General features: G+C 69.1%; 16 protein-coding genes and 2 pseudogenes. 15 read left to right on the top strand and 3 right to left on the bottom strand.

Annotated features, from left to right (window positions below):
* Positions 1–3 precede the first annotated feature (3 nt).
* Together QUE51_RS00255 and QUE51_RS00250 are read right to left on the bottom strand one after the other, a co-directional pair.
* On the bottom strand, positions 4–984 hold the full coding sequence (locus tag QUE51_RS00255; RefSeq protein ID WP_286277610.1) for a glycosyltransferase family protein: 981 nt from the start codon (positions 982–984) through the stop codon (positions 4–6).
* On the bottom strand, positions 981–1,844 hold the full coding sequence (locus tag QUE51_RS00250) for a glycosyltransferase (RefSeq protein ID WP_286277629.1): 864 nt from the start codon (positions 1,842–1,844) through the stop codon (positions 981–983). The genes QUE51_RS00255 and QUE51_RS00250 overlap by 4 nt, the downstream gene beginning before the upstream one ends.
* Positions 1,845–2,600: 756 nt before the next feature.
* Here QUE51_RS00250 and QUE51_RS00245 point away from each other — a divergent pair.
* The 7 genes and pseudogenes from QUE51_RS00245 to nusA all read left to right on the top strand — a co-directional run bounded on the left by QUE51_RS00245 (position 2,601) and on the right by nusA (position 10,559).
* Entirely contained in the window at positions 2,601–3,890 is a 1,290-nt protein-coding gene (locus QUE51_RS00245; protein WP_286277606.1) for a polysaccharide biosynthesis C-terminal domain-containing protein, read from the top strand.
* An 84-nt stretch (positions 3,891–3,974) separates the two neighbouring features.
* Positions 3,975–5,123, top strand: coding sequence for a sensor histidine kinase (locus QUE51_RS00240; protein WP_286277604.1), 1,149 nt, complete (start codon positions 3,975–3,977; stop codon positions 5,121–5,123).
* Entirely contained in the window at positions 5,120–5,782 is a 663-nt protein-coding gene (locus QUE51_RS00235) for a response regulator (protein WP_286277602.1), read from the top strand. The genes QUE51_RS00240 and QUE51_RS00235 overlap by 4 nt, the downstream gene beginning before the upstream one ends.
* Before the next feature lie 137 nt (positions 5,783–5,919).
* Positions 5,920–6,243, top strand: a complete 324-nt coding sequence (locus tag QUE51_RS00230; protein WP_286277601.1) for an SHOCT domain-containing protein — start codon at positions 5,920–5,922, stop codon at positions 6,241–6,243.
* Between the two features lie 123 nt (positions 6,244–6,366).
* Positions 6,367–7,516, top strand: a pseudogene (gene ispG / locus QUE51_RS00225) (flavodoxin-dependent (E)-4-hydroxy-3-methylbut-2-enyl-diphosphate synthase).
* A 129-nt stretch (positions 7,517–7,645) separates the two neighbouring features.
* Positions 7,646–9,421, top strand: coding sequence for a proline--tRNA ligase (locus QUE51_RS00220; protein ID WP_286277628.1), 1,776 nt, complete (start codon positions 7,646–7,648; stop codon positions 9,419–9,421).
* Between the two features lie 134 nt (positions 9,422–9,555).
* Positions 9,556–10,559: pseudogene (gene nusA / locus QUE51_RS00215) on the top strand (transcription termination factor NusA).
* Between the two features lie 33 nt (positions 10,560–10,592).
* Here nusA and QUE51_RS00210 read toward each other — a convergent pair.
* A complete protein-coding gene (locus QUE51_RS00210) occupies positions 10,593–11,615 on the bottom strand; it encodes a hypothetical protein (protein WP_286277600.1) in 1,023 nt (340 codons plus the stop codon).
* 68 nt (positions 11,616–11,683) lie between these two features.
* Here QUE51_RS00210 and QUE51_RS00205 point away from each other — a divergent pair, with 68 nt between their 5' ends.
* From QUE51_RS00205 to QUE51_RS00170, 8 genes are all read left to right on the top strand, one after another.
* Positions 11,684–12,052, top strand: a complete 369-nt coding sequence (locus tag QUE51_RS00205; RefSeq protein WP_286277627.1) for a hypothetical protein — start codon at positions 11,684–11,686, stop codon at positions 12,050–12,052.
* Positions 12,053–12,303: 251 nt separating this feature from the next.
* Entirely contained in the window at positions 12,304–13,464 is a 1,161-nt protein-coding gene (locus QUE51_RS00200; protein WP_286277626.1) for an ABC transporter substrate-binding protein, read from the top strand.
* A 68-nt stretch (positions 13,465–13,532) separates the two neighbouring features.
* Positions 13,533–14,465 carry a carbohydrate ABC transporter permease gene (locus tag QUE51_RS00195; RefSeq protein ID WP_286277597.1) on the top strand — a complete coding sequence of 311 codons (933 nt, stop codon included), beginning with the start codon at positions 13,533–13,535 and terminating at the stop codon, positions 14,463–14,465.
* On the top strand, positions 14,465–15,304 hold the full coding sequence (locus QUE51_RS00190) for a carbohydrate ABC transporter permease (RefSeq protein ID WP_286277624.1): 840 nt from the start codon (positions 14,465–14,467) through the stop codon (positions 15,302–15,304). The genes QUE51_RS00195 and QUE51_RS00190 overlap by 1 nt, the downstream gene beginning before the upstream one ends.
* A gap of 20 nt (positions 15,305–15,324) precedes the next feature.
* Entirely contained in the window at positions 15,325–16,290 is a 966-nt protein-coding gene (locus tag QUE51_RS00185) for a sugar phosphate isomerase/epimerase family protein (RefSeq protein ID WP_286277594.1), read from the top strand.
* A 22-nt stretch (positions 16,291–16,312) separates the two neighbouring features.
* On the top strand, positions 16,313–16,699 hold the full coding sequence (locus tag QUE51_RS00180) for a C-glycoside deglycosidase beta subunit domain-containing protein (RefSeq protein WP_286277593.1): 387 nt from the start codon (positions 16,313–16,315) through the stop codon (positions 16,697–16,699).
* Between the two features lie 49 nt (positions 16,700–16,748).
* On the top strand, positions 16,749–17,720 hold the full coding sequence (locus QUE51_RS00175) for an MFS transporter (protein WP_286277622.1): 972 nt from the start codon (positions 16,749–16,751) through the stop codon (positions 17,718–17,720).
* Positions 17,690–18,040 carry an MFS transporter gene (locus QUE51_RS00170; RefSeq protein ID WP_286277621.1) on the top strand — a complete coding sequence of 117 codons (351 nt, stop codon included), beginning with the start codon at positions 17,690–17,692 and terminating at the stop codon, positions 18,038–18,040. Before QUE51_RS00175 ends, QUE51_RS00170 begins: the two co-directional genes overlap by 31 nt.
* Positions 18,041–18,046 lie beyond the last annotated feature (6 nt).

Genomic DNA, 18,046 nt, shown 5'->3' with positions numbered 1-18,046 from the left:
GGGTCAGTGCCTCGCCAGCGTCCGCCGCCACTCGGCGACGCAGCGCTCGAGCTCGGCATCCCGCAGGTGCAGGACCTCTGCGCGGGGCACGTCGAGAGCACGGGCGGCGGCAGCCATCCAGTCGTGCTCGTCACGGACGATTCCGGGCCAGTCGTCGCCGAACAGCGCCCGGATCTGCTCCGTTCCCTGGGCCACCACGGGTGTGCCGAGTTCCAGGCAGCGGACGGCGACGCCGCTCTGGTAGAACCGCGTGTAGGGGAGCACCACGCACGATGCCGACGCGATCGCCTCCTCGAACTGGCTCTCGGTGAGGAATCGGTCATCGACCGTCCAGCCGGAGACGGACGGCCATCCTCGGCCCTTGATCTCCAAAGTGGCGTTGTGGTCGCCCTGGCCGACGCCCGACGCGATCGCCTCGAGCGGATGCAGCCAGCGCGCGGCCTTGAACTGGCCGAGCACGCGGATGACGGGTTCTCTCGCCGCCTCCGAGTCGTTCTCGGTGCTCGCGATGACGGGGTGCGACGCGACCTCTGCGGAGACCCCGGTGAGGCGGTGCAGCTCCGCGGCCGCCTCCCGCGTGTGACAGACCACGGTGATGCGGGGGTGGTGCTTCGCTACGAGGCCGAACACGCGGTGCGCGGCCCGGCCGTAGCCGTGGAGGGATCGGAGGGGTGTGATGTCGTGCAGGATGACGATCACCTGACGGCGGAGGCTCGCAGGCAGCCAGGTCAGGATGTCCCAGTACCCGAACAGCGGCCACACGATCAGGATGGGGCTTCGTCCGCCGCGCGCCAGCAGCGCCCGCGCGAGCAGGGTGCCCGCCGCCGCGGCGATTCGGCGCAGTCCGCGCGTGCCCTCTGCGCCCGTCGACCCCATGGGCAGCACCTCGACGGTGTGCCCGGCCGTCGACAGAGTGTCGCTGAGCGCCCGGACGTAGTGATGCAGGGCCAGCGGCAAAGGGTTCACGATCAGGAACGACGTCATCGCGACCCTCGTTCCCGAACCTGTCCGAGACCTTTCGCGAGCGCCTCGCTGAAGCCGTGACGGAGACCGACGGCGCGCACGTGCGCGGATCGGTAGTCGCGGTTCCACAGCCAGTCGCGGAGTACGACGACGGCGAGCAGGCGCACGAGCGACGTGGACACGAGCAGCGGCCTCCTCCGCATGCGCCACAGCAGGATGCGGTTCCGCGCACCGTAGTAGATGGGCGTCATCCCGGTGTCCTGCTCGGCGGACGCCAGGTTCGCGCAGATCACCGGGCGGGATTCGCCGATCCGCAGCGAGTACTCCACGTCCTCCCAGTACAGGAAGAAGCGCTCCGACCACCCGCCGACCTGGCGCCGGACCTCTTCGGAGACGAGCACGCAGGCGCCGTCCAGCCAAGCGGCACGGCCGTCCTCGGCCGCCCGCAGGCGATGGCGGGCAGACCCCGTCGCGGTGATCCGGCCTCCGGTCGACCAGAGGGCACCGGAGCCCGACCGGTAGAGGCGCGGTCCGACCTGTCCCGCCGCGGGGGAGCAGGCCTCGCCCGCGGCGATGAGCTCCTCCACGCAGTCGGGTGCGAGCCTGACCTCGTGCGTGAGGTACAGCGTCCACTCGACGGGCCGCGTCAGAGCTTCCCGTCCACGATTCATTCCTCCGCCATAGCCCTCATTCTCGGGAAGCGTGAGGATCTGCAGAGAGGGGAATTCGCTCGCGAGGGCGTCGAGAACGCCGTCGCTGGAACAGTTGTCGACCACGACCACCTCGGTGGGCGGCAGCGTCTGAGCGAGGAGGTGCCTCAGCGTCTCGGCAACGGCCGGGCCGTGGCGGTAGTAGAGCACGACGGCCGAGTAGGTGCTCACAGCGCCGACCAGGAGAAGGCGTAGCGCGCCGGAGAACTGGTTCCATGACGGAAGGCGTCGACCCGCCAGGAGTCGTCCGACGCGCGTCGGGCGCGGTATTCCCGCAAGTCGATCTCCTCAGAACCATCGGGTGCGGCCGAGGGCTGAGGCCGCTGGTGGGTGCCGGGTCCGCGAGTGCTGGCGGCAGAACCATCCTCGCGGCCAAGCGCCGTTCTCGGATTTTATCTTCGCCGGGTGGAAACGTATAGCGCCTGAATAGGGCACACGGGCATTCGTGATTCGACGTGAAGCGGCCCTCAGTTAGCAGTTGGAACCAGTGCGCCAATTCGTTGCGTCATCACCACCAAATTCTTACTCTCTAATCCAGGCTCCAATTTCGTTGTTGTAGTTCGGCCCCGAGCGCGCCCCTAGTTCACTTGACGGGTCTCACCGACCGGCCTGACCAAGGCCCGGGAGCCGACATGGAGTCCCCGTCGCCTAGGGGTGCTGCGATCCCGAGCGCGTTCGGGCCTAGCGAAGACTGGGTGAGCCATTTCTGCTGCCAACGCGCACTGCCCCGGCACCGGAGCTCTCGCTTCCAAACTCCACCCCAGAAGGGGTGGGAGTTGAGGATTCGAACGAAATATGCATGTTCAATTGGAAAGCAGGCAGGGATAATAGGGGCGAATCGCCCGCGAGTGTCGCGGTGTTGCTCGGGATTCCCGCGATTCATGCCCGAATCGATGCGCTGGCTGCCGTCGCGCCAGAGAGGCCACCATGACGAGGCGAGCGAGGGTCCGCAAACTCGCTTCTCTGCTCAGCGGATTCTCGGCCAACGTTCTCCTCAACTCGCTTACCGCGGTAGCGGTCATCCCCGTCATCATCGCCATCAGCGGGCCGGGTGCGTGGGCGGGAGTCGCGGTGGGTCAGTCCGCGGGGTCGATCGGCGCTGTGATCCTCGCACTGGGCTGGGGCTTCAACGGACCGACTCTGGTGGCGGTCGCCGGTGCGGTCGGCCGAGCAGAGATCGTGCGCCACTCGCTCGCGGCCAGGCTCCTGGTGCTGCCCCTCGTAGGTGGACTCTCTCTCGCCGCCACGCTATGGCTCGCGCCTGGGGACCCCGTCGTCAGTGCAGGCAGCTGCCTTGCTGTACTTGTCCCGGGTCTGGGGTTCAGTTGGTTCTTCATTGGAGAGCGGCGCTCGGGAGCCCTACTGCTCATGGATGCGACGCCTCGCGCTCTCGGCGCAATTGTCGGGGTTGTCCTCCTCGTGCTGACCGGAGTTCTTGCGGCCTTCGTCGTGATTCAGGTGCTCTTCGCGGCGGCGGGAGTTCTTGCGTCCTTGCGCACACTCACACGTCGTTATCCCGCTGAGGCGAGGCGAGTCGACATCAAGGGGATGCTCGCGGACGTGCGAGCGCAGGCGTTCGCCGGTCTCACGGTGGCGACGTCGACTGTGTACTTGGCCCTGCCCACCCTCGTTCTTGCGCTCTTGGCGCCCTCGGCGATCCCCGCCTACGCGATTGCCGACCGCATCGCACGATTCAGCCTTGTCGCGGTAACCCCGATGTATCAGTGGCTGCAGAGCTGGGTGCCCTCGGCCGCTCCGGGTGAGATCGGGCGGCGAATCCGAGCCACCGTCCTGGCTTCGGTCCTCACGGCAATTGTGCTCGCCGTTGCGCTGTTCGTGTCCGGGCACTGGATCGCTTCCGTGCTCACGTCCGGACGCGTGGCGCTGAACGACCTGCTGATTGGGGGAATCGCGGTATCGGTTGGGATGTCCGCGATCTCGCGCGGAACAGGGATGGTTGCGCTCCTCGCCCTCGAGAGGGACCGGGCGGTAGCCCTCAGCGCGGTCCTCGGCGCAGTGGTCGCGGTGCCCGCCATGCTGCTGCTGGTTCCTCCACTGGGGGCTGCAGGGGCTGCCCTGGCCGTCGCCATCTCTGAGGCGATTGTCACGGCGACGCAGTCCATCGTGCTTCGAGGCGTACTGAGAAGCTCCCGAGCCGGGCGCAGCACGATGGCCGGACCCGGAAGCGCTTTCGCCGAAGAGCAGCTAGGCGCCTAGGACGCCGCCTACTCCCGCAGGAGTAGCGGCGCGCACCACTGCAGGGCGATTCGCCGGCACCCTACCCGCCGCTAGCATCGGCCCATGCCGTACCCGGCCCACCCGGGCCCCTGGGCCGGGCCGCCCATCAGCCCCACCGCGCGGCTCGTCGTGCCCGCTCTCGTCGCGCTCGTCGTCCAGGTGCCCTTCGCCGCCTTCCAGGCGTCGCACTCCGGCCGTCCGCTGCTCGGGGCACTGACCGTCCTGCTGGCGGCCGCCGGACCCCTGCTGCTCCTCGGAGCCAGACGCGCGCCTGGTCCCGTGGTCGCGGCCATCGCCGCCATCACAGCAGGGGGCTCCCTGCTGGAGAGCGCCACTATGTTCGGCCCGCCGCCGCTCGCCCTCGTGTTCGCGGTCGCCGGTGCGGTCGCTCGCGGCGCGCAGCGCTGGGCACTGATCAGCGTCGCCGCCGCGTGGCTCGCAGTGGTCACGGCCAGCGCGCTGGGCGCATCCGCCTGGTCCCCGCCGCGTCTGATCGGAGCCTCCCTGCTCCTGCTCGCGGCACTCGGCGTCGGCGAGTTCGCCCGCACCCGGCGCGAGCGGCGGCTGGCCTGGACGCGGGCCGCGGAGCAGCGCCGGCAGAGCGCAGAGCAGACCGAGCGTGTGCGCATCGCCCGCGAGCTGCACGACGTCCTCGCACACTCCCTGTCCTCCATCGCGGTGCAGGCGGGCGTCGGCCTCCATCTCATGGATTCGGACCCCGAGCGTGCGCGGGCGGCACTTGTGGCCATCCGCTCGGCGAGCACGGGTGCGCTTGACGAGGTCCGCTCGGTGATCGGAGTCCTGCGTTCCGACGGCGACGTCCCGCTCCGGCCCGAGCCGGGGCTCGACCGCCTGCCCGAGCTCGCGGAGACCGCGCGAGCGTCCGGGGTCGCGGTCGACGTGACGGTCCAGACGGGCGACGGGGTGCCGTCGGCGCTGCAGTTCGCGGTCTACCGGATCGTGCAGGAGGCCCTCACCAACGTGGTGCGGCATGCCCGCGCCGCGCGGGCGAGCGTCCGGGTGATCGAGGAGGAGGACACCGTGACGGTGACGGTGCGCGACGACGGCCACGGGACCGCGGGCGGGGAGGGCAGCGGCCTTCTCGGCATGAAGGAGCGGGCCGAGCTGCTCGGCGGAACGCTGCGGGCCGGACCGGCAGGCGGGGGCGGCTTCGAGGTCGAGGCGCGACTGCCGCTGGCGGGTGCCCGATGATCCGCGTCCTCCTCGCCGATGACCAGCAGCTCATCCGCGCCGGCTTCCGCGCGCTCCTCGAGGCCGAGGAGGGGATCGAGGTCGTGGGCGAGGCGGCGACAGGACGGGCAACGGTGGAGCTCGCCGCGCGCACCGTTCCGGACGTCGTGCTCATGGACATCCGGATGCCGGACGGCGACGGCCTCGAGGCGACACGGCAGATCGTGGCGCGCCCCGCGCTCGCCGGCGTGCACATCGTGGTGGTGACGACGTTCGAGCTCGACGAGTACGTGACCGAGGCGATCCGCGCAGGCGCGAGCGGCTTCCTGGTCAAGGACGCGGAACCGGTCGAGCTTCTGCGCGCGGTCCGGGTCGCTGCCGAGGGCGACGCCCTGCTCTCCCCGGGCGTCACCAAGCGGCTGCTCGCGCGCGTCGCGGCCGGCGCTCGGGAGGCTCCGGACTCCGCCGCGCTCGCCGCACTGACCGAGCGCGAGGTGGAGGTGCTGCGCCTGGTCGCCGAGGGCCTCACCAACGAGGAGATCGGCGCCCGGCTCTACCTGAGCCCGCTCACCGCCAAGACGCACGTGTCCCGCATCCTCACCAAGCTCGACTGCCGCGATCGCGTCCAGCTGGTCGTGCTCGCCTACGAGACGGGGCTCGTGAAGCCGGGCTGGCGCTGACCGGAGGCCTGCTCGCGCCGGAACTGCTCCTTCCGGCGTAGCGGGAGTTGCTCCTGCCAGCCGATTCGGTTCCGCGGCCCGGCGAGGAGGGTGAATGCACGCCGAACCCGGCGATGCCCGCTCTGAAGGAGTTCTCCATGTTCACGTCCGCTCTCGCCACCGCAGCCACCACGGCGGCCCACTGGGGCTGGGGCCCCGGCTTCGGCTGGTGGTTCCTGCTCATCCCGCTGTTCTGGATCCTCTTCTTCGTCCTGCTCTTCACCTTCGTCGGCCGCCGGTTCCGCCGGGGCTGGGCGGGCGGTCCGGGCTGGGGCTACGGCGGCCCGCACGCCGGCGGCGGATCCCGCTCGGCTGAGGCGACTCTCGCCGAGCGCTTCGCGAACGGCGACATCGACGAGGTCGAGTACCGGGCCCGCCTCGAGGTGCTCCGGGCCAACCGGGAGGCGCCGCCGCGCTCCTGACGCGACGGGTCGCCGAGGAGTCCCGCTTCCCGCCCCGGGAGGCGGGACTTCCCGCGAGTGGCCCGAGCGCGACGGGCGGCCGCTCCCGCCCGTCCCTCAGCCGCCTCGGCGTAGGCTTTCGCCGTGCCTGCAGTGAATCTCGGAATGCCCTCGGTCCCGGAGGTCCTCGCGCCCCGGAGGAAGTCGCGCCAGATTCGCGTCGGCAAGGTGCTGGTGGGCGGCGACGCCCCGGTCAGCGTCCAGTCGATGACGACGACCGCGACGACCAACATCAACGGCACGCTGCAGCAGATCGCCGAGCTCACCGCATCGGGCTGCGACATCGTCCGGGTCGCCGTGCCCAGCCAGGACGACGCCGACGTGCTGCACATCATCGCCAAGAAGAGCCAGATCCCGGTCATCGCGGACATCCACTTCCAGCCGAAGTACGTGTTCCAGGCGATCGACGCGGGCTGCGCGGCGGTCCGCGTCAACCCGGGCAACATCCGCAAGTTCGACGACCAGGTCGGCGCCATCGCGAAGGCGGCGAAGGATGCGGGCGTCAGCCTCCGCATCGGCGTCAACGCCGGCTCGCTGGACCCCCGCCTCCTGCAGAAGTACGGCAAGGCCACACCGGAGGCGCTCGCCGAGAGCGCCGTCTGGGAGGCGAGCCTCTTCGAGGAGCACGACTTCCACGACTTCAAGATCTCGGTCAAGCACAACGACCCCATCATCATGGTGAAGGCGTATCGCCTCCTCGCCGAGCGGGGCGACTGGCCGCTGCACCTCGGCGTGACCGAGGCGGGCCCGGCCTTCCAGGGCACGATCAAGAGCGCGACGGCCTTCGGCATCCTGCTCGCCGAGGGCATCGGCGACACGATCCGCGTCTCCCTCTCCGCGCCTCCCGTCGAGGAGGTCAAGGTCGGCCTGCAGATCCTGCAGTCCCTCAACCTGCGCGAGCGCAAGCTCGAGATCGTCTCCTGCCCGAGCTGCGGCCGCGCCCAGGTCGACGTCTACTCGCTGGCGAACGCCGTCACCGACGGACTCGAGGGCATGAGCGTGCCGCTCCGCGTCGCGGTGATGGGCTGCGTCGTCAACGGCCCGGGGAGGCCCGCGAGGCCGACCTCGGGGTCGCGTCCGGAAACGGGAAGGGCCAGATCTTCGTCAAGGGGAGGTCATCAAGACCGTGCCGGAGAGCGAGATCGTCGCGACCCTCATCGCCGAGGCCAACCGCCTCGCGGACGAGATGGGCCCGGACGCGGCGCTCGGCAAGCCCGAGGTCATCACCGCCTGATCTGCGGGCGCCATTCCGGGCCGGATCGGGCAAAGCGGGCCGCCGCTTCGGCCCGGAATGCCCGCATCGGCCCGTGCAGCGGGATCCACCCGGAACCGGGCGCATCCGGGCGGTCGCTAGATTTGTCGGGTGCCTACCCGCCTGTCCCAGCTCTTCGTCCGCACGCTGCGCGAGGACCCCGCCGACGCCGAGGTGACGAGCCACCGGCTCCTCGTGCGTGCGGGGTACATCCGCCGCCAGGCCCCGGGGATCTTCGCCTGGCTGCCGCTGGGCCTCCGCGTGCGCAGCAAGGTGGAGCGCGTCATCCGCGAGGAGATGGACTCCGTCGGCGCCCAGGAGGTGCTGTTCCCCGGCCTGCTCCCGCGCGAGCCCTACGAGGCGACCGGGCGCTGGGAGGAGTACGGCGACGGCATCTTCCGCCTGAAGGACCGCAAGGGCGCCGACTACCTGCTCGCCCCGACGCACGAGGAGGTCTTCACGCTGCTCGTGAAGGACCTCTACTCGTCCTACAAGGATCTGCCGCTCACGATCTACCAGATCCAGGACAAGTACCGGGATGAGGCCCGGCCCCGGGCAGGACTCCTCCGCGGTCGCGAGTTCAGCATGAAGGACGCCTACTCCTTCGACTGGTCGGACGAGGGACTCGACGCGAGCTACTCCGCCCAGCGGGCCGCCTACGAGCGGATCTTCCGGCGCCTGGGACTCGAGTACGTCATCGTCGCCGCGGACGCCGGCGCGATGGGCGGGTCGAAGAGCGAGGAGTTCCTGCACCCGACCCCCATCGGGGAGGACACCTTCGTCCGCTCGGCCGGCGGGTACACCGCCAACGTGGAGGCGTTCACGACCCTCGCCCCGGACGCGCTGCCCATCGACGGCCGGCCCGACGCGCGGATCTTCGACTCCCCGAACACGCCCACGATCGCCACCCTCGTCGACCTGGCGAACGCGGAGCAGCCCCGCGACGACCGCCTCTGGACGGCCGCGGACACGCTGAAGAACGTCGTGCTCGCGCTCACCCACCTCGACGGCACGCGCGAGCTCGTCGTCGCCGGCCTGCCCGGCGACCGCGATGTCGACCTCAAGCGTGCCGAGGTCGCGTTCCAGCCCGCGGAGGTCGAGGCCGCCACCGAGGCGGACTTCGACCGCCACCCGCTTCTGGTCAAGGGCTACATCGGCCCCTGGTCGCCCATCGGGCAGGTCCTCGGCCTCGATTCGGCGACCAACATCCGGTACCTCGTCGACCCGCGCGTCGTCGACGGGACCCCGTGGATCACCGGGGCGAACGAGGACCAGAAGCATGTGCTCGGTCTCGTCGCCGGCCGGGACTTCGTGGCCGACGGCACCGCCGAGGTCGCCGAGGTGCGCGAGGGGGATCCGGCGCCGGACGGCTCGGGCCCTGTCTCGCTCGACCGCGGCACCGAGATCGGCCACGTGTTCCAGCTGGGCCGCAAGTACGCCGAGGCCCTCGGCCTGCAGGTGCTCGACCCCAACGGGAAGCTCGTCACCGTCACCATGGGCTCCTACGGCATCGGCGTCACGCGCAACCTCGCCCTCGTCGCGGAGGCCAACTCGGACGAGCGCGGCCTCATCTGGCCCCGGGAGATCGCTCCGTTCGACGTGCACATCGTCGCCACGGGCAAGGACGAGACCGTGTACACGGCCGCCGAGGCGATTGCCGCGGAGCTCGAGAGCACCGGTGTCGAGGTGCTCTACGACGACCGCCCGAAGGTGTCGCCGGGCGTGAAGTTCGGCGACGCCGAGCTGCTCGGCGTGCCCACCATCCTCATCGTCGGCAAGGGCCTCGTCGACGGACAGGTGGAGCTGTGGGATCGGCGCACGGGCGAGCGGACGGCGCTGCCGGTCGCCGACGCGGCTGCGACGCTCCTGGCGGTCGTGCGCTCCTGAGCCGCCACTTCGACGCCGGCGCTGACGGAGCGCACAGGAGGCGGTCGCCGGACAGTGCTCGTGAGGATCGGCTAGCGTAGAGGGGCACCCGCGGAATGCGGGCTGCCTCAATCGCGAATAGTGGAGACCGGCCCGTGGATATCGACCTCAGCGTGCTGCGCCTCATGGAGCGCGAGCGCGAGATCCCGTTCGAGGAGCTCGTCGCGATCATCGAACAGGCGATCCTCACCGCCTACCTGAAGCACACCGGGAAGCCCGAGCCGAAGCACGGGAGCACCGAGCCGGCGCCCGCCCGCGTGCACATCGACCGGAAGTCCGGTCACGTGTCCGTGTACGTGCCGGAGCTCGACGAGGAGGGTGCCGTCGTCGGCGAGGCCGAGGACAGCCCGAGCGACTTCGGCCGCATCGCCGCCTTCGCCGCCAAGCAGGTCATCAACCAGCGCCTCCGCGACATCGGCGACGACAAGATCCTCGGCGAGTTCCGGGGCCGCGAGGGCGACATCGTCGCCGGCGTCATCCAGCAGGGGCCGAACCCGCGGATGGTCCACGTGGACCTCGGCACGGTCGAGGCGATCCTGCCGCCGGAGGAGCAGGTGCCGGGGGAGACGTACCCGCACGGCGAGCGCATCCGCGTCTACGTGACGAGCGTCGCGAAGGGCACGAAGGGCCCGTCGATCACGGTGTCGCGCACGCACCCGTCTCTCGTCCGCAAGCTGTTCGCGCTCGAGGTGCCGGAGATCGCCAGCGGCGTCGTCGAGATCGTGTCCCTCGCTCGCGAGGCCGGACACCGCACGAAGATCGCGGTCCGCGCCACGGAGCCGGGCGTGAACGCCAAGGGCGCCTGCATCGGCGAGCTCGGCCAGCGCGTGCGCGCGGTCAGCGCGGAGCTGGGGGCGAGAAGATCGACATCGTCGACTACTCGGACGACCTGCCCACCTTCGTCGCGAGCGCGCTGTCGCCCGCGAAGGTGTCGAGCGCGTTCGTGATCGACCAGAGCATCAAGGCCGTCCGCGCCCTCGTGCCCGACTACCAGCTGTCGCTGGCGATCGGCAAGGAGGGCCAGAACGCCCGCCTCGCGGCGAAGCTGACGGGCGCGAAGATCGACATCCAGCCCGACAGCATCCTCGACGAGGATTGAATCCAGCTGTCACTGCCGATCCTCGACGAGCCTTCACCCCGCTGGGTGCTCCTCGACCACGGGCGCACAGGGGTCGAACAGATCGCGGTGCCGCCGGGTCATGTCGAACGCCGAGTTGGTGTCCGCCTCGAGCCAGTCGTGACCGCCCCACTCGCTGCAGATGTATCCGGTGTAGCCGGCCGAAGCGAGCGTCTTCCGGATCGCTCGTGTCGGAGCGCTGACCCGCTCGTCGTCGTCCTCGAGATCCCAGTACTTGAGGTGCACGGAGTCCGTCTCCGCGAGGAACTCAGCCCACTCGCCCACTGACGAGCAGCCGAAACGACGGAACGGCATCTCCAGCCGGCGCAGCGCCGCAGATGACAGCGCGTGGGGTTCGGCGAGCTCCCGAACGCGGGACCACGCGTCCTTGCCGCCTTCGCGCCAGAGCTCCTCCGTCGCGTCCAGAAGCCGGTCGGTGGCGCCGGAGGCGAGAAGGCTTTCCCGCCAGGTGACGGGAAAGCCGGCCATGACGAGGCTCGAGTCGAAGACGAAGCCGAGCGCGTCGGTGCCGAGGCGACTCCGCAGCTCGCGGTGGCGATCGATGGCGGGGGAGTCGGGGCGAGCTCCGCCCTGCACCTCTTCGAGCAGGCGCACCCCGAGCCGCTCCAGGTCGGGAACCAGCGAGACGACGAGATCCGGCGCGAGAGCACCCAGCCCGACCCGAGCGCCGAAGAAGCCGACCGTGGCCGCGGCCTCCAGCTGCCGGAGGACGAACTCGCGCTGCTCGTCCGGTGACCGGGGACCGCGGCGATCGATCCGGATGTCGGCATAGATTCCGAGCATCGTGGGGGTCGCGCCGGCGAGCGCGTACGCGTCACGGGTCCGCGCCGCATCATCGGCCGAGATGTCCGGGAAGGTGGGGAAATGCTGCGCCCCGTCGACCTCGACGGCGGTCGCGACCCCGCTCTCCACCACCTCCCCGACGAGCTCGTCGGGGGTCGCCGATCCGCTCATGAGCTCGTTGGTGAACGAGTAGAGCGTGGTCGCCCACCGCGTCTCGTCGGTGCGGTTCGTCATCGCGGTCGTCCTTCCGTCGGTCCGGATCCTTGTTTGACTTCATTCCTGCGGGTGCCTAGGTTCACGGCATGAGCACCCAGGCGTACGTACTCCGGCCGGACAGTCTTCGAGCTGACGAGCGTCAGGTCACCCTTGTCGTGGGTCTCCCGTGGTACCGGGCGCTCCCATGGGCCGGGGTGGCCGACGTTCGCGTGACCCTCGACGGGAGGCCGGTGGAGGTGGTCTCGGTCGACGGCAGAGACCTCGGGGCGCTGCAGGACGATCCCGGCTACTGGGGCATCCAGCGCCGGGCCGAGGTCGTGCTCGACGCATCGGCGCGGGGGGCGTCGGTGGCCGTTGGTGTGCACGTGGACCTCCTCATCCCTGGACCGACGAAGCCGGACGGCTCGCCCATGGACTTCGCCTTCGAGACCGAGCGCCGCCTCACGGCTGCGTGACCCACCCGTCTGACGACTTCCCATCCGGGGAAGGTCGCGTTACTGTTGCCCCTAAGGGTACCTACCCGAGTAACTCCTAACAATCACAGAAGGTCAACGATGCCCATCCAGTTCAACCACCGACGTCGGCTCGGCGTCGCCCTCGGCGCGGCAACCGTGCTCGGGCTCGCCCTCGGCGGCTGCTCGTCCGCCACTCCGGAGGAACCCGCCGGTTCCGAAACCCCTCCGGCCCGGTCACCCTCCGGCTTTCGGTGGAGGCCGGCTCGGCCGAGGCGCCCGTCGCGGTCCTCGCTCAGCAGTACTCGAAGGAGAACCCCGACGTCACCTTCGACGTCGAGCCGGTGCCCAACGAGCAGTACGGCGAGGTGCTGCGCACACAGCTCCAGGGCGGCAATGCGCCGGATGTGTTCTATGTCACGGGCGGCCAGGGCAACCCGCACTCGGCCCTTCCCCTCGCGGAGGCGGGGTACCTCGTCGACCTGAGCAAGACGGTCGCGAAGGACCTCTACACCGACCAGTCACGGTTCCTCGGTGAGTTCGACGGCAAGATCTGGACGCAGCCGTACGACTTCGTGCCGGTCACCAACAACTACAACCTGACGGTCGCCAAGGAGCTCGGCATCGACCTGCCGTTCAAGTCGGTCGACGACGTTCTGGACGCGTGCGGCGTCGCGCAGAAGGCGGGCAAGTCCCTCCTGCGTCTCGCGGGCTCCACGGTTCCGAACAACGGGCTCACGACGCTGCAGCTGGCGGCGACGCGCGTCTACTCCGAGGACCCGGACTGGAATGAGAAGCGCCTGAAGGGCGACGTCACCTTCGCGGACACCAAGGGCTGGACCGAGTCCCTCGAGCTGATCGTCAAGATGTACAAGGAGGGCTGCTTCCAGCAGGGCGCCGAGGCCGGCGTCATCGCGGACAACGTCCCCGCCATCGCGGCCGGCACCGCCGTCGGCGGGTTCGCACCCGGCGGGCAGATCGGCGACCTCCGCCGCGTCAACCCGGACAACGAGTACGTCTCGACCGCGTTCCCCGGCGACAAGGGCGAGAAGTACCTCTTCGCCTCGCCGAGCAACATGCTCGCGCTCAACGCGTCGTCCGACAAGGCGAAGCAGAAGGCCGGCCTCGCATTCCTGGCCTGGCTCGCTGAGCCCGAGCACGCCGACGCGCTCGCCGAGGTGAGCGGCAACCTGTCCATCCGGGCAGGAGCCGGAGCGGAGCTCCCCGATCAGTACCAGTTCATCTCCGACTACTTCAGCGACGAGAACTACCAGCCGCTCGGTAACCTGCAGTGGCCGAGCCCCGAGATCTACAACACGCTCGGAACGGGCGTCCAGGGTCTCCTCACCGGCCAGACGGACGTCGAGTCGGTTCTCAAGGCGATGGACGCCGCCTGGGACCAGGCAGCCGGCTGACCACCACCAACCGCGGCACCGGCGGGTCTCCCGCCGGTGCCGCTCACCCCTAGAGGGAGATACGCAACGTGGCAATCTCTTCAGCCGCCCCGGCGACAGCCAGGGTGAAAAGGCCGGCATCGGCGCCCGACCGCGGCAGCAAGCTGTTCGCATCCTGGTGGTGGGCGATCCCGGCACTCGTCGTATCCATCCTCGTCCACTACGTGGCGGTCGCCGTGGGAGGCACCTTCGCCTTCACGAACTGGAAGGGCATCGGCGCCTTCCAGTTCGTCGGCTTCGACAACTTCGCGAAGATCTTCTCCGGGGACCTCGGCCGCGGCGCCATCCTGAACACCCTCTTCCTGGCCTTCGGGTTTCTCATCGGCACCAACGTGTTCGGTCTGCTCCTGGCGCTCGCCCTGAACCGCGGCGTCAAGCTGCGCTACTTCCTCCGTGTGGTCATCTTCATGCCGACGGTGCTGAGCCCGCTCGCCGTCTCCTACATCTGGCGGTTCATCTACCAGCCCCAGGGCCCGCTCAACTCGTTCCTCGGCAGCGTCGGGCTCGAGTCGTGGCAGAGGACCTGGCTGGCGGACCCTGTCAGCTCCATCTGGACGATCCTCATCGTCATGGTGTGGCAGAGCACGGGCCTCGTCATGGTGATCTACCTCGCGGGTCTGGCGGGCGTTCCGCAGGAGCTCGAGGAAGCGGCCGCGATCGACGGCGCGAACGTGTTCCAGCGTTTCCGGCACGTCGTCTTCCCGCTCATCCGGCCGTCGTTCGTCATCGCGTCGACCCTCATGCTCATCCAGGGCCTCCGCGTGTTCGACCAGGTCATGGCGCTGACGGGAGGCGGCCCGTTCAACGCGACGGAGACGCTGGCCACGCAGGTCTACAAGCAGACCTTCGCCTACGGGCAGTTCGGCTACGGGGCAGCGCTGTCGCTCGTGCTGACCGTGCTGATCATCGTCATCTCCCTCATCCAGATGGGCCTCACGAGCGGCCGAGAGAGGAAGAGCTGATGTTCAACCGCTACACGCCGGCGACTCTGGTGCGCGAGGTCGTGCTCGTCCTCGTCACCGTCGTCATCCTCTTCCCCTTCTACCTGCTCGTCGTGATGGCGCTGAAGGACACCAAGGAGTCGGTGGTGTCCTCGCCGGTCGCGCTGCCTTCCTCGCCGACTCTCGAGAACTTCGCGACCGTGCTCTCCGGCGAGGGAAGGAACAACGTCCTCTCCGGGCTGATGAACAGCGTGATCATCACCGTCGGCAGCGTGGTGATGCTCATCGTGTTCGGCTCGATCGCCGCCTACGTCATCTCGCGGCGGCCGGGCCGACTCGGTGGCGCCGCCTACGTGAGCTTCGTGGTCGGCATCATCCTGCCGTTCCAGCTCGCCATCATCCCCGTCTACGTCGCACTCCGCGTGCTGGGGCTGCTCGGCACCCACATCGGCATGATCATCCTCTACACCGGGTTGCTCATGCCCCTGACCGTCTTCCTCTACACGGGCTTCGCCCGAGCGCTGCCGAGGGACTACGAGGAGGCCGCAGCCATCGACGGAGCGAGCAAGATCAGCATCTTCCTGCGGATCGTGTTCCCGCTCCTGTCGCCCGCCACCGGGACCGTCGCCATCCTCACGGGGCTCATCGTCTGGAACGACTTCTTCAACGCGCTCATCTTCCTGAGCGGATCGAAGTCGACGACGTTGCCGGTGATGGTCTACAGCTTCGTCGGCGAGAACGTCACGGCGTGGAACCTCGTGTTCACGGTCGTCATCATCTCGATGATCCCGATCCTCGCGTTCTACCTGTTCGCGCAGAAGAAGTTCATCCAAGGATTTGCTGGAGGTATGAAGGGTTGAGTCACAACATCAAGCGAGGGGTGAGCCTGTACTCCTATCAGGAGGAGGTCTTCCTCGGGAAGCTGGACCTCGAGTCGGCCATCGCCGCCTCGGCGTCCTTCGGTGCCAACGGGATCGAGATCATCCCCGAGCAGACATTCGACAACTTCCCGAACCTCACGGATGAGCAGGTCGAGCAGTGGTTCGCCCTGCACGCGAAGTACGGCACCGTGCCGACCGCGTACGACATGTTCATCGACCTCAAGCGGCGAGCCGACCGGCTCATGACGCTGGAGGAGGGGGTCGAGTCGGTCCACCGAGACATCGATCTCGCGGCGCGGCTCGGGACGAAGGTCATCCGCGTCATCATCAACACCCCGCCGGAGGTGTACGAGCACGCTGCGCCCTACGCCGAGGAGAAGGGGATCAAGCTCGCTCTCGAGATCCACGCCCCCATGCGCTACGACCACCGGTGGGTCCAGCAGTTCCTCGAGATCATCCATCGCGTGAACAGCCCGGCGCTCGGGCTGCTCCCCGACATGGGCACCTTCGTGAAGATCTTCCCTCGCGTCGTCTCCGACCGGGCCCTCCGCGACGGAGCCACCCCGAAGCTGGTCGATCACATCATCAAGGTCTACAACGACCATCCGACCGACATGCACACCCTGACCAGGGAGATCGCCTGGCGCGGAGGGAACCCGGTCGACATGGCTCTCGCCACCACGGCCGCCGGCTACAACTGGGTCGAACCATCGACCCTCATCCCGCACATGCCCTACCTGTTCCACATCCAGGCCAAGTTCTACGAGATGGTCGACGACACGCACGAGTACTCGATCCCGTACGACGAGATCATCCCCGTGCTCATCGACAACGGGTACGACGGGTACCTCTCGAGCGAGTACGAGGGCAACCGTCACATCCAGGACGTCGAGCCGGTGGACAGCGTGGAGCAGGTCCGCCGCCAGCACGCCATGTTCGTCACCCTCCTCGGCGAAGCCGACTGAGCCGCGCACAAAGGAGATCACCATGTTCGATCGCTACATCATCGTGGACGGCTCGCTGCGCAACGTCGGGGACGGGAACCCGACCGGCTACGCCATCGACACCCGCATCGGCTACTACCGGGGGCTCGGCCTCTCGATGGTCGACTTCGACCTCGAGGTCGACGGCGAGGCGGTGCCCAAGGAGAGCATCACCTTCCAGGTGCACGGCCACGACTATCCGGCGGACTCGCTGGGGGACGTGCTCGACGACCGCTGGGGGTTCAACGAGGCCGCGACGCTGATCGTCGACCACCCCGGCGGGCTGCCCGCGGGCGAGCACGAGGTCCACTACCGCCAGTGGCTGCGGATCTCGTACCTGCCGACGCCCAGCCAGAACGACGATCGCAAGGTCATGTCGGTCGCGGGGTGAGCGCCGCAGGGGACGTCGACCCGCGAGTTCCCGGATCCGGGGACCGGACGTGAGCACGGCGTCCTCGCCCGTCGTGGTGAAGGGCACCTTCCGCGCGCTCGCCCATCGCGATTTCCGGCTGTGGATCGTCGGCCTGCTGCTCTCGAGCATCGGGACGTGGATGCAGATCACAGCGCAGGACTGGACGGTGCTCACGATCCTCACCGACGAGGACGCCAGCGCGCTCGCCCTGGTCATCGCGCTGCAGACCGTGCCGCAGCTCGTCCTGCTGCCGGTCTCCGGATATGTCACCGACCGGTTCTCGCGACGGCGGGTGCTCGCGGTCACGCAGGTGTGGATGGCGCTGATGGCCGTTCTCCTGGGTGTGCTCGTGCTGACCGGCGTCGCCCAGTACTGGCACGTCTGCGTCCTGGCGACGGCGCTGGGCGCCGCGCAGGCGTTCGACGCGCCAGCGCGTCAGACGTTCGTCGTCGACCTGCTGCCCCCGAGCGGCTTGAGCAACGGGATCGCCCTCGGCGGCGCCACCTTCAACCTCGCACGGCTCATCGGCCCGGCGATCGCCGGGGTCCTGATCGGGCAGGTGGGGCCCGGCTGGATCTTCCTCGTCAACGGACTGTCCTTTGCCGCGATGCTCGGCGCCCTGACCCTCATGCGCCTCGAGTCCGTCGGTGAGCGCCAGAAGCCCGAGGCGGGACTGCGGTCGATGCTGAGCGGGATCTCCTACGTCGCCCGGCACCGGGACATCCGCATCCTGGTGGTGCTCGTCTTCCTCGTGCTGGGGTGCGTCGGAGCAGCGATGAACCTCCTCGTCATCTCGATGGCGACCACGGTCTTCGACGTCGATGCCGGCGCATTCGGTCTCCTCACGTCCATAGTGGCGGTCGGGTCGGTGGTCGGTGCCCTGTTCGTCGCGAGCCGGCGTCAGCCGCGCATCGGTCTCCTGCTGGGAGCCATCGCGCTGATCGGCGTCTCCTCTGTGCCGCATCGGCGATGCCGACCTTCGTCGCGTTCGCCTTCGTGATGCCCGTCCTGGGGTTCGGCATGATCGCGGCTCTTGCCACCTGCAACGCGGCGGTGCAGGTGCGGACGGATTCGGCGCTGCGCGGTCGCGTCATGGGCGTCTACATGGCGGCCTGGATGGCCGGTTCCCCGGTGGGCGCCCTCGTGCTGGGAGGCATCGTGGACGGGGCCGGTGCTCGCGCTGCCCTGGTGGTGGCGGGCGTGGTGTGCCTCGCCGCGGCCTCGGGCGTGGCAGCGATCTTCCGACTGCGGCGGCCGATCCCGGCCGGCGACGATCCCGCGGTCCTGCCGTCGATGCTCCAGCTTCCGGAGCGGGAATGACCGCTC

It is taken from the genome of Naasia aerilata, assembly GCF_030296595.1.
GTDB classification, from domain to species: Bacteria; Actinomycetota; Actinomycetes; order Actinomycetales; family Microbacteriaceae; genus Naasia; species Naasia aerilata.
The sequence above is the reverse complement of the archived record's forward strand: the minus strand, read 5'-3'. Positions and strand labels throughout refer to the sequence as shown.

What these genes read in the sequence shown, in the direction of transcription:
- QUE51_RS00210 (WP_286277600.1), bottom strand. Translation starts at nt 11,615, where the DNA reads ATGACGAACCGCACCGACGAGACGCGGTGGGCGACCACGCTCTACTCG.
- QUE51_RS00190 (WP_286277624.1), top strand. Translation starts at nt 14,465, where the DNA reads ATGTTCAACCGCTACACGCCGGCGACTCTGGTGCGCGAGGTCGTGCTC.
- QUE51_RS00170 (WP_286277621.1), top strand. Translation starts at nt 17,690, where the DNA reads ATGCCGACCTTCGTCGCGTTCGCCTTCGTGATGCCCGTCCTGGGGTTC.
- QUE51_RS00240 (WP_286277604.1), top strand. Translation starts at nt 3,975, where the DNA reads ATGCCGTACCCGGCCCACCCGGGCCCCTGGGCCGGGCCGCCCATCAGC.
- QUE51_RS00180 (WP_286277593.1), top strand. Translation starts at nt 16,313, where the DNA reads ATGTTCGATCGCTACATCATCGTGGACGGCTCGCTGCGCAACGTCGGG.
- QUE51_RS00255 (WP_286277610.1), bottom strand. Translation starts at nt 984, where the DNA reads ATGACGTCGTTCCTGATCGTGAACCCTTTGCCGCTGGCCCTGCATCAC.
- QUE51_RS00230 (WP_286277601.1), top strand. Translation starts at nt 5,920, where the DNA reads ATGTTCACGTCCGCTCTCGCCACCGCAGCCACCACGGCGGCCCACTGG.
- QUE51_RS00205 (WP_286277627.1), top strand. Translation starts at nt 11,684, where the DNA reads ATGAGCACCCAGGCGTACGTACTCCGGCCGGACAGTCTTCGAGCTGAC.
- QUE51_RS00245 (WP_286277606.1), top strand. Translation starts at nt 2,601, where the DNA reads ATGACGAGGCGAGCGAGGGTCCGCAAACTCGCTTCTCTGCTCAGCGGA.
- QUE51_RS00235 (WP_286277602.1), top strand. Translation starts at nt 5,120, where the DNA reads ATGATCCGCGTCCTCCTCGCCGATGACCAGCAGCTCATCCGCGCCGGC.